Annotated in this window: 9 protein-coding genes and 1 pseudogene; all 10 read right to left on the reverse strand. The window is 32.6% G+C overall.

What is annotated here, in order from left to right:
* Positions 1 to 859, reverse strand: a pseudogene (locus QZV68_RS09110) (hypothetical protein); the annotation flags it as partial.
* Positions 860 to 1,014: 155 nt separating this feature from the next.
* Complete coding sequence (locus QZV68_RS09115; protein WP_296880699.1) at positions 1,015 to 1,197, reverse strand: hypothetical protein; 183 nt, start codon at positions 1,195 to 1,197, stop codon at positions 1,015 to 1,017.
* 684 nt (positions 1,198 to 1,881) lie between these two features.
* Positions 1,882 to 3,381, reverse strand: a complete 1,500-nt coding sequence (locus QZV68_RS09120; protein WP_296880700.1) for an ATP-binding protein — start codon at positions 3,379 to 3,381, stop codon at positions 1,882 to 1,884.
* Between the two features lie 8 nt (positions 3,382 to 3,389).
* On the reverse strand, positions 3,390 to 4,457 hold the full coding sequence (locus QZV68_RS09125) for a DNA double-strand break repair nuclease NurA (protein WP_296880701.1): 1,068 nt from the start codon (positions 4,455 to 4,457) through the stop codon (positions 3,390 to 3,392).
* Positions 4,458 to 4,511: 54 nt separating this feature from the next.
* Positions 4,512 to 5,264: a geranylgeranylglyceryl/heptaprenylglyceryl phosphate synthase gene (locus QZV68_RS09130; RefSeq protein WP_296880702.1), complete on the reverse strand. Its 753-nt coding sequence runs from the start codon at positions 5,262 to 5,264 to the stop codon at positions 4,512 to 4,514.
* Positions 5,265 to 5,352: 88 nt separating this feature from the next.
* Positions 5,353 to 5,499, reverse strand: a complete 147-nt coding sequence (locus QZV68_RS09135; protein ID WP_292608188.1) for a 50S ribosomal protein L40e — start codon at positions 5,497 to 5,499, stop codon at positions 5,353 to 5,355.
* A gap of 261 nt (positions 5,500 to 5,760) precedes the next feature.
* Positions 5,761 to 8,019, reverse strand: coding sequence for a RyR domain-containing protein (locus QZV68_RS09140; RefSeq protein ID WP_296880703.1), 2,259 nt, complete (start codon positions 8,017 to 8,019; stop codon positions 5,761 to 5,763).
* Between the two features lie 340 nt (positions 8,020 to 8,359).
* Positions 8,360 to 9,079, reverse strand: coding sequence for a hypothetical protein (locus tag QZV68_RS09145; RefSeq protein WP_296880704.1), 720 nt, complete (start codon positions 9,077 to 9,079; stop codon positions 8,360 to 8,362).
* Between the two features lie 14 nt (positions 9,080 to 9,093).
* On the reverse strand, positions 9,094 to 9,969 hold the full coding sequence (locus tag QZV68_RS09150) for a toll/interleukin-1 receptor domain-containing protein (RefSeq protein ID WP_296880705.1): 876 nt from the start codon (positions 9,967 to 9,969) through the stop codon (positions 9,094 to 9,096).
* 11 nt (positions 9,970 to 9,980) lie between these two features.
* Positions 9,981 to 10,880, reverse strand: a complete 900-nt coding sequence (locus QZV68_RS09155) for a toll/interleukin-1 receptor domain-containing protein (RefSeq protein ID WP_296880706.1) — start codon at positions 10,878 to 10,880, stop codon at positions 9,981 to 9,983.
* Between the last annotated feature and the right edge of the window lie 299 nt (positions 10,881 to 11,179).

An 11,179-nucleotide genomic window follows, 5' to 3' on the forward strand; every position in this document is an offset into this window, starting at 1 on the left:
CACCCCTATTATGAGCAGAATTATTCACAAAATTACAATTAACAAAGGAACCTGAACCCTTAATATAAACGGCACCGACATAATCCCCATAATTATTCACAAAACTACAATCAACAAAAGAAACCTTGCCGGAACCCTTAATATAAACTGCACCACTATAAGTATTAGCAGAATTATTCACAAAGCTACACTCAACAAAAGAACTAGAACTAGAACCCTTAATATAAACAGCACCACCATAACTATAGCTGCTTAAATCCAATGAATTATTCACAAAACTGCAACCAACAAAAGAACCATATGCCTCACTAAATGAATCACTAATATAAACGGCACCACCCTGATAACTTGCATGATTATTCATAAAACTGCAATCATCAAAAGAAGTCGGACCAAAACTAAAAACGGCACCACCCTCTTCACGTTTAGCAAAATTATTCACAAAATTGCAACTAACAAAAGAACCGGAACTAGAAGAACCTATAAGAACAGCACCACCCCTATTATGAGCAGAATTATTCACAAAATTACAATTAACAAAGGAACCTGAACCCTTAATATAAACAGCACCACCCTCACCATCATTATATCCATTTATGAAAGTTATATTGATTAGTGTTACTTTATTATTTGAGAATGCTATTTGTGACAAATATTTTGCATCAAGCGTGGAATGATTACCGATTATTGTTATATCTTTTTTTATTGCGATGTGAGACCCTGAACCCTCATAATATGGACTATTAAGATATATTATATCCCCATCAACTGCACTATCAATTGCATTTCCAATATCAGTAAAAGTACTTCCATTAACATAAATAGAATTGCCTAAAACAGTATCATTTACATCAGACATTAAATCATCAAATCCATCATTACCCTCTACACTTACAACTTCTTTTGCTTCAGCAGCATTATCTATCTTATTTTGTAATGCAGTGAAAGTTCCGTCATCTTTTTCACTTAGTATCTCATCATTATCTGTTTGAGCGATTAGTTCATCAGTCTGTTTTATTTCATCGACTGCTTGAACTGTTTGCTCACCAGTCGGTTCAATGGCCGTAACATTATCACCAGCAATATCTTCTGATGCACTACATTATCACCAGCAATATCTTCTGATGCACTTACAGCCCCTATTGTAATAATAGTTAACAACAGCAATGTTGCAAACATTATCTTTTTAAGCGCCATATTTATCACGTTTCTTTATTTGAACTCTTTGATAAACAAATTAGTTTAAAATGAATGAAAAAAAGTTAAATATATTAAAAATTATTTAAAAGCAAATCTAAGCTAGAACAACTGTGCATTTAATCCACAACTATTTTAAATAACTTTAAATACCATTTAATATATAAATTACTAATGTTACTTGAAATCATTCAATCTATCCAGTTGTTTGTTTAATAGTAACAAGTGAAAGTGATATTAATATAGTGTTGGAGCACTTAATTAATAATCACTTTCACCGTTTGCATCTTTTTTCAAACATTCAATTTACTTAAAATCATTTGTTTAATCAAAAGATATATATACATATAAGGCTATTATTTAAATTAAATTATAATTAGACCTTATTTTAAAAAAATAACAGTTAAAAATAGTTTACATGAAATTTAAAATAAAAAAAGTAAAGTAACTGCCGAAGCAATTACTTAATTGTATTAGGTTTGACAGTTTTGGCATTATAATATTCTAGTTACAGCATATAATATACTTAAATAAGGCACTAATTTGAAATATATTTCTCTTAGATAACTATCATGACTATCATCAGGTATTGCTTCATAAACTTTTGAGTTGGATTCATTGGGTGGGACATGGCCTGTAAATATACTTACTATATCCATTTCTGTTGTTCTATCAGAATTTAAGTTAATAATTATAACCCATTTCCATGCTTAGCCTTTCCTGGTCATCTATTTCTTTTTGTTCCTCTTTTTTAATATCTGCAAAATAAGAAACAATATCCAGGTCATCACCATGAGTACGCCCTTTAAACTCATCAATCTTTACAAGAGTAGGCACTCTGCTCATCAATCCTAAAACAATAGCTTCACCAACATTCAAAGACGGAAGCTGATTAATTAAATCCTGTGATAAGCTTTCACTTGCAGATTGAACATGCCTTTGGTCTTCCGGCTCAACAAGCCTTAGAATAATCATATTGTTCATCTGAGAAAGTGCATCATGGTCCACTGTTTTTGGGGATTGGCTTACCAAACATAGGCCCAAACCAAATTTACGGCCTTCCCTTGCAACTCTTTGAATCCAACGTTTAGAATCTGAATCACGTTTGTTCGGTGCTAGAATATGGGCTTCCTCCAATACGAAAAATACTGGGAAATCCAATGTTTTTTTATCTTTGCCATGAACAGAATTTTTCCTCATCTGCAGAGCATTTCTCATAATGTGACTTACCAGCACGTTAGCAATTGATTCATCAGCCTGACTCAAGTCCAATACATTAGCATGCCCAATTTTAATATTAGTCAATATGTTTCCTATATTATTGTCAAAGATGTTAGAATACCTGTCCATTGAATCATCAATCTTATTCATGACATCAACAATCTGTTTATCTGAACCCTCTTCGAGAGAATCCTTTTCCAAAATGTCATATATTATCTGCAGGAAATTATTTGTATGGGCTGTTCCTTCACTTACCATTTTTCTAGCTTCTTTAAAGGCTCTTCTGAAATGTCTTTCTTGAATATAACCATTAGCCGGAATATTAACCAATTTCTTAATCTCCTGAAATGACATGTAAATCGGATTGATTTTAGGCCTGATGACATTAACGTCACCATTAGGAAATTCGGCGCCGACATATTCGCCATGCATGTCAAATACAAAAACAGGAACGTCATAGCCCAACATCTGGTCCATTAAAACAGACACTGTATTTGATTTTCCCGCACCAGTCATTGCCAAAATCGCCAAATGCCTTGACAATATAGGGTTTGCTTCGACATTGACTTCCACATCACTTTGATTGACAAGAGAACCCAATTTTATTGGATTATTAACCTTGAATATTTCGTTTAAAGTGTCCTTGTCCGCCAGTTTGATTTCGGTTCCCGGAAGCACGGGAGTCCTTGGCAATTTCAGGTTGTCGTTGACATCTCCAAGAATCTTAACTTTGCCCCTGATGTAATTGTCATCAACACCAATTCTTGAAATCTTTTGGATAGCTTTAAAATCATTAATATCTACATTTAAAGCATCATTTCCCCTAATCAAATTTTCAATCATTCCCAAAACCTTTTTCCCATCGTACTCGATGGTTACATACTCACCAACTTTTGGCATTTTGTCTGAAATAAAAGTAACTTCTGAAAGTGATGTCTCCCCGACACAAATTCCAACTACCATTTTATCACCTATAGCATTTCCCTGTTTGTTGTTTCGTAAATTTTAGCAATTTTCAATAATTCTTTAATATTCCTATCAGTAATTACAACATCATTATGTGCCTTGCTAAGCAGATACGGATATCCCTGAACTGATAATACATTTATTTTTTCAATAATGTCCACAACTTCACTTATGGATGCCTTATACGGCAACTCCACTTTTAAAACATTCTTATTGTCCTGCAGCCTAACATAAAATACAGTGAATTTCAACTGTTTGAAGAAATCATTGAAATACTGAAAAGACGCATTTTTATATACTCTTCTATATTCAATTTTAGACAATCCCTGTTTTTTATCTGTCAAATTATCAAGAATTGAAATGTCAGGAATTTTCCAACCGAATAAGTCATTGTCTGAAGATGTTTTAGATATTGAAATAATCTTTTTCTTATTTTCTAAAAGTTCCTTTAGTAGAATAATCTTTTCAATCGAAGATAAATGCAAATCAAAATCCTCTTTTTCTTCAAAGTCCTCATTGACGCTTACATCAGCCAATACCCTATCCTTAATCTGAGGAAAAACAAACCCGAATGGAGTTATTTCAAATCTTCTCTCAAACTCATTTAAAAGGGCATCATCCAAATTATTTCTAATTTTTGATGGAAGTTCCGCACCTTTCGGATATGCATTTTCAAGGTCTCCCAAAATGGATCCGTCAAACATATAATAATCCACATCATATTCCTTAATGGCCCTAAGAGCACACTTAAGTTCCAATATCGACATATAATTAGACAACAGTTCATCCAAAAACGAGATATGATTGATTTCCAGTATGTCAGCATCATCGATTTTCTTTATCTCCCCATCATATATTATGGATTCAGCCCCTACGGCACAGAAATTGCTTTTCAAAAATTTCTTTTTGTTGAAGCTCCCATCACCTGCCGCAATAGAGAAATCCTGTGAACTTTCCATGAATTCTCTTGAAAACCAGTTTGCATCAAGTTGAGCTTCCAAATTATTATCTGATTCAATGTCCTGAATGAATCCTCTTTTAGCGATGGCTTTTTCATATAGTGAATTTAACATAATATATCCTATGTTAATAAGTTAATAAAAAAGTATGGTAAGAGCAGTTGGAAACTACTCAATTGAAGCCTTCTTAATAGCTCCGGTCAATTCTTGAATTTTTGCCAAAACATCATCTGTATCTTCAACTACAGTACCAGTTACAATGATGTCCCCACCAGCTTTTGCAGCAGTATATGCAGCTTTTCCATCACGAATTCCACCACCCACAATGACAATCATGTCATCGGTAGCTTTTTTGGTGTATGCAACCATTTCAGGCGGAATTGGCTGTGAAGCACCAGAACCCGCTTCAATGTAGAAAAATTTCATCCCAAACATTTCAGCTGACATTGCATAAACTGCAGGTATTTTTGGCTTGTCTCTAGGCACGAGATTAGCATCTCCAACCCATCCAACAGTTCCGCCAGGTTCTGCAACCATATACGCCATGGATAAGATTTCCATCCCGGATGCTTTTACAGCAGGTGCCGCTAATGCCTGAGCACCATTAATCCAATAAGGATTTCTAGAATTTACATAACTCATGTAAAAGATTGCGTCAGCATACTTACTTACACTACTAGTATTTCCAGGGAAAATAATAATAGGCACTGCAATGTTTTCAGACAATATTTTACATGTGTTATCCACATCATCACCATTTACAGTTGATCCGCCAATCATAATTCCATCAGTACCTCCTTCGATAGCTGCAGTAGCGATTTCCAACGCTTCTTCAGGAGTTTGTTCATCAGGATCAATTAAAGTAAAATGAATTTTTCTTGATTTTAATATATCTCTAATGTAATTTTCAACGTCTTTCATAAGAATACCTAAAATAAGTTTTGTTAAAAATTATATATTAAATTAATGTTTTAAAAAAAATAAATAAAAAAAGGTAAAGAGAATAAGTCTATCCTCTTGGTTCTTTAGCTTTGAATCTTAAACCTTTGTAACCACATTTTCTGCAAGTAGTTGCAGCAGCAGGGTTACGAGCATTACATTTTAAGCAGATTTTTACATTGAACATTCTATTTTCTGCTTCTTCAAATCTTGCCATTAATAACTCCTCCTTATAATCATGAAAATTAATAATAATAAAATGTTATGAAATAAAAAACAATATGTCCGTTTTCATAACTATTAATAAATTATATTGACTTAATAGTATTTAAAGGTTTAGTAAAAAAGAGTTAAAACACGAAAAAATTTTATAAAAAAAAATAATTGTATTTTTATTCGCATTTAACAATTTTCAAACCTTAATTTGAATCCGTCCAGTGCATCATCTTTTCCTACACCAAACATAATGTTAGAACAATTAATCCTTGATGATTTTCAAACCAACATTTGCACATAATTGAGGGAGATTCCTGAATGTGCGCTTATTCAACTCTTGAGTGTCATAATCCAGCATTTCCCATTCAACCAGGTTAGGATTTGTTTTTGCATCAACATCTTTGACAGAATCATATTTCCATCCTAAATTGACTTTTAGCTTGTACCATGCATTATGTTCTCTTTTAGCAAGATAATCTATAGAATCTTCATCAAATGATTTGATTGGTTCACCGGCACTTTCAATATCCACTACATCATAACCTAACTCTGACAAGATTTTAACAAGGAAATCTGTCTGTTTGTAATTTGAATATTTGATATAACTCGGCAAATCTTCAAATTTGCCTACATTTTCATTAACTTTGGAATAGAAGTCATGCATCTCAAATGTCAACAGCCTGATTTTGGTTCTGACAACCTTAAGTCCGATTGAGTTCATGAGATTTGGAATATTCTTAACCGGATCAACATCATATTGCTTGATTTCTTCTGTCAATTCATCCCAAGGAACCAAATATGGAGTTACCAAGTTTCCGATATCTTTTTCCTCTCCATAAGTCCACCCTGTTCCGAGTTTTTCCTCACACCATTCCTCATGTTCAAATATGGCCAGATCCATGATTTCATCTTTTGAAAATTTCAAAATACCTTCCCGTTCATCTGATTTTGGTGCAAGCTCGCAGCCGATAATGTTCAATTTTATTGGAATTGATCTTGCCTGCCTGATATTGGCTATTTTGAGCTGTGGAGTCAAATCATCGAATGATGATAAATTATTGTATTTCTTCATGAAATCTTCGTCAGGTTCTTCACCTTTGGCAATTTTTTCTTCATATTGCTGTTTAGTGGTCTCAATATACTGGTTGTGTATTTGAATAGCCAAATTTTCAACGTTTCTAAGTAAAATATCAGGTGCCTGAGTTTCTGAATGGAGAATTTCTTTAATAATATTGTCCTGGGCCACATCAGTTATTATTCTTAAGCCCAATTTGAAAATGCTTCTAATGGATAAAATGGATTTAATCAATTCTTCCTTATCTTCAGAAAATCCAAGACCTATTGAACCTTCTTTTACAATGTATTCAACATCCATACCTCTGTCATCAATTTTCAAAAGCAGTTCGTTTACATGGCTCTTTTTCTTGTCCTTGACACCGAACGGCTGTCTGTTCCATTCCTGAAGCTCATCACATAAAATCAAAAGGAATGCCAATGGAGATTGGGAAGGATGCAGAGTCTTTAGTTCGAATGGCTTTTTCTGCAAAACATTCCTGTAGTAATTGTGCAGTAAAATGGCAGATGCACTGTCCACTATTGGATAGAAGAAAAAGTCGTGATTTTTTGCATACTTCTGAATTAAATGACCATAAGAGTTCAAGACCAAAATGGATGAGAAGAATCCGTGATCTATAAAACCGCTATCACCCATAATATTAACAAAGGAGTTCAGATGTTTTATTATCTTATTGATATCGGTCCCCTTAAAATCTGTTGCTATTTTATGGGCCATTATGTCAGTAGGTTTAAACAGGTTTAAAAATTTAGCTTCCGGATAAACTGCGGTGTATTTGTCTGCAAAATCAGGATTTAATTTAACAATAGTATTGAATTCATTGAAATCTTTAAAATCAATTGCTGTATCTGCATTGTAACTACTGGAAATAGATTTAATTCCATCATTGAGAAATTTCTTCAATTGTTTTCCAATGATTTCAACTGGATAACCTATATCGTGGAAAAGTGAGGCTACACCCCAACGATATAAAAACTCTTCATGTGAAAATTCACCGTCAATTCTATAGAACTTTTCATAAGGACTATTGAGGACATATTGTTTGAACTTATCCCTATAACTTTTATTTTGAGAATAAATAGCCAAACCTAAAAGGAAAACATTGACAGAATGTATAAAATGGTCTCTTTGCCTTTCAATCAGATCTCCAGTATTTTCTTCATACTTTTTCATTATTTTAACCAAATCCAAAAGGGTGTTTGGCTCCCTAACCATACTCATATCCTCAAAGGAATGCTTTTCAGATTTGTCTTCAGCTGTGATTTGATAAATCATGAAAAAGGTTCTATATATCTCATATGCATTGTATGAATTTTCATTATGTAAAAAAACATCAATTCCCGCTTTTAACAACATTTTATAATAATGACCATTGTGGTAATCATCATATAAAATCAACTCATCAAAAAAATCATCAATGTACTGTTGTAAATTATTTTCATTCATTCTAACACCTTGTCAAGTTGGGTCAAGCTTAATTTTTTATAAAACACCTATTTTTGAATTAATAATATCATTTTATAATATGCAATTCATTAATATAAATATTTACAGATATTCACCTAAAAAAGCAAGTCCGAATAATTACAAAAACACCTTTTAAAACTATATTGTACAATTAGAAATGTCAATTTAAACATACATGTTTTAGATAAAATAGCATTTCCAATCTATAAGAAAAAAATGTATCAACCAGATATAGATTATGAAATAAAAATCAAAGAATTTAATAAAAAATGAAAAGAAGAGATAATGGGAAATTTTCCCGAATCTCTTAAAACTTCAATCATTTAAAACCGAAGGCATCGTATCCGCCATCACTTGATGCTCCACCAGAATCTCCAGAATCAGATCCTGTATCGAAACCAAAGTCACTGTATCCTCCGCTTCCGAAATCTGAACTGTATGATGATTCTTCACTGGAAGTGGTTGAAGTACCTGAATCTGAAGGAGCAGATGAAGTAGTAGTTTCAACAGCAGATTGTGTTTGTTCTACAGCGTTTACGAGAGTACCTCCAGGGCCTGAAGTACCATTAAATTTAATCTTATCTGTCGGATCGTGATACTTAACTGTCTGCCAACATTTCATTAAAAGATTTTTATTTGTTGATTGTATCAATAAAGTATCATTATACTGAGTATTCTTAACGAATATTGAGTATAATCCATTTTTTTCATACACAACAACTTTATCCTGAACTTCCTTTTTCGCTCCAGTTGCAATCGAATTTTTCAGTTTCTTCATCTCTTTTACACTTGATGAAGCAGACAAATTAGAGCAACTGGTAATGTTTATGTCATCATTTTTATCCTTATAATAGAAAATTCCCTTCTTGTCAGCTTTGGATGTTGCATTTGCGTATTTAGGAACTTCCATATATGCTGATTTACTTAAAACAATTGTAGTATGCTCAGTTGTAATATCACCATTGTTTAATAGGAAATAACCCCCAACTACTGCAACTACTGCAATTATAAGAATTATTGGAATAAATTTTTTATTCATAATAATCAACCCCGCTATAATTGAGCCTCATCTTGAGCAATAACCATATTGTTCTTATTGACTAATTGAACATCAGCTATTTTAATATTATTCTTATCAGATACCGTAGATCCTAATAAAAATCCAGATTTGACTTTTTCAGCTTCTTTAAATGGAGTGTCTACCGTATCAACCAAATTACCAGATTCATCATAGAAATCAACAAGAATTACAAAACCATCATTTTCACCAGGTGCCGGGGTAATCTTTCCCCCTACATAGTATGAGTAATTCCAATTGGTTTTTTCTTTTCTAACATCATCCACATGGAAATCTGTAATGTTAATCTTAATATCTCCTGCCTTTATTTTAGTGGCATTGGTTTGGCTACCTCCCCCATTATAGGCCATATATCCCAAAACACCTACAACAAGCAAAATAACAACAATACCAATAATCACTGGAACCTTATGATCTTTAATGATTTTAAAGATGTTCCTGTCTATTGCTCCTTGTTCCTTTACCATTTTTGAAGTATTTTCAATCAAACGGTCAAATTCATCTTCAGGATTCGGAAAAGCTTCAATTCTAGGTTTATTTCTCAAGAAGAATTCCAATCCACCATCTAATTTCGAATCATCAATTTGGAAAACCAAGATTGATCTCTTTTGAGCAAATGCAATATCCACTTCATTATTAACAAAGTTGGAATCCTTGGAGTTTTTTGAAAATAGTAAAACCATCACTTTAGATTTTTTGATTGCATCCATAATTTCGTCAACCATGCGTTTTGCACCGGTATCACGATTCTTCAACCAACAATCTAAACCGTTATCCTCCAAAGTATCGCAAACCTTCTTTGCGGTCTCCAAATCTCTTTCATCATAACAAATATACACATCATGAGCCATAATAAATCCCACTATTGTTCTATGATATTATTACTTTCAACACTGTATAATACCTTATTATTCTTATCCTGCAATTTTGCTGAAACCTTAGCAACGTTTTTGCTATTGGAATCGATAGATCCCAAGATATTTCCATCAATATCTTTCATTTTAGTATCGCTGCTGTTAACAACCTTTCCAGAACTGTCATAATAATCTATATGAACTACATCACTTGAAGAATTACTTGAACCTTCAGCAACTGTTCCAAATACAAAATAAGTATAAGAATCATCATATTTTTCCAAACCAATATATCCTACCGATATTCCCGTTTCATTCTTAACATTTGATTTGCTGTTCATTCCATTATATGCTAAAAAGCCTCCAACCACAATCAAAAGAATGACCGCTGCAACAATGAACAATTTATATTTTTCAAAAAATCCTTTTTCCTTATGAGGAATAACAACTCCTTCACCATCATTGCCTTGGCCTGGAACCCAACCATCCAATACACGTTCAACATCACCCACTAAAGCATCATAACAACTTTCAAGAGTTTTATTTTCTTTTTTAAGAGCTGATGGTGATGCATCCAGCCATTGTGAATTTTTTAAAAAGAATTCCATTTGCTTTTCAGGAAATGAATCATCAACTTTTAATGCGACAATCGGCTGATTGTTTTTTGAAAAAGCTGTATCAATTTCATTGTTAACATATTCTGATTCTTGTGCATCTTTAGAAAATATTAAAACTACAATTTTAGCTGCTTTTAAACCATCCATGATTTCTTTAGCATAATTAGTACCTGTTTTAATATTTCTAGGAGCAATCCAACATTCAATACCGTTACTTTCTAATCTTTCACAAACCGCTTCTGCATTTTCTGTGTTTTTTGTTGAATAACTAATAAAAACATCATGCGACATGACTTCACCATTAAATTATGTTTTTATAATTAATTATTTTCATTTTATAATATTTAATCATGATGGATTTAATTTGAACATGAAAAAAATAATTTCAATAACGATAATAATCATTCAATTGTATCTCAAAATCTAAAATTTAAATATTGAAAAATGCACATAATATTAGTATGGGTTTAAAAGATAAACTTAAAAGTGCTATAAATTCCATCAACATCGATGATGACGACATTAACGGCCTGATTCAAAATGGATTAAAAGAAATCAAGCTGAAAAACGATATTGAATTAACCGAAACA

Origin of the sequence: uncultured Methanobrevibacter sp., from assembly GCF_902801725.1 — an archaeon.
GTDB lineage: Archaea > Methanobacteriota > Methanobacteria > Methanobacteriales > Methanobacteriaceae > Methanocatella.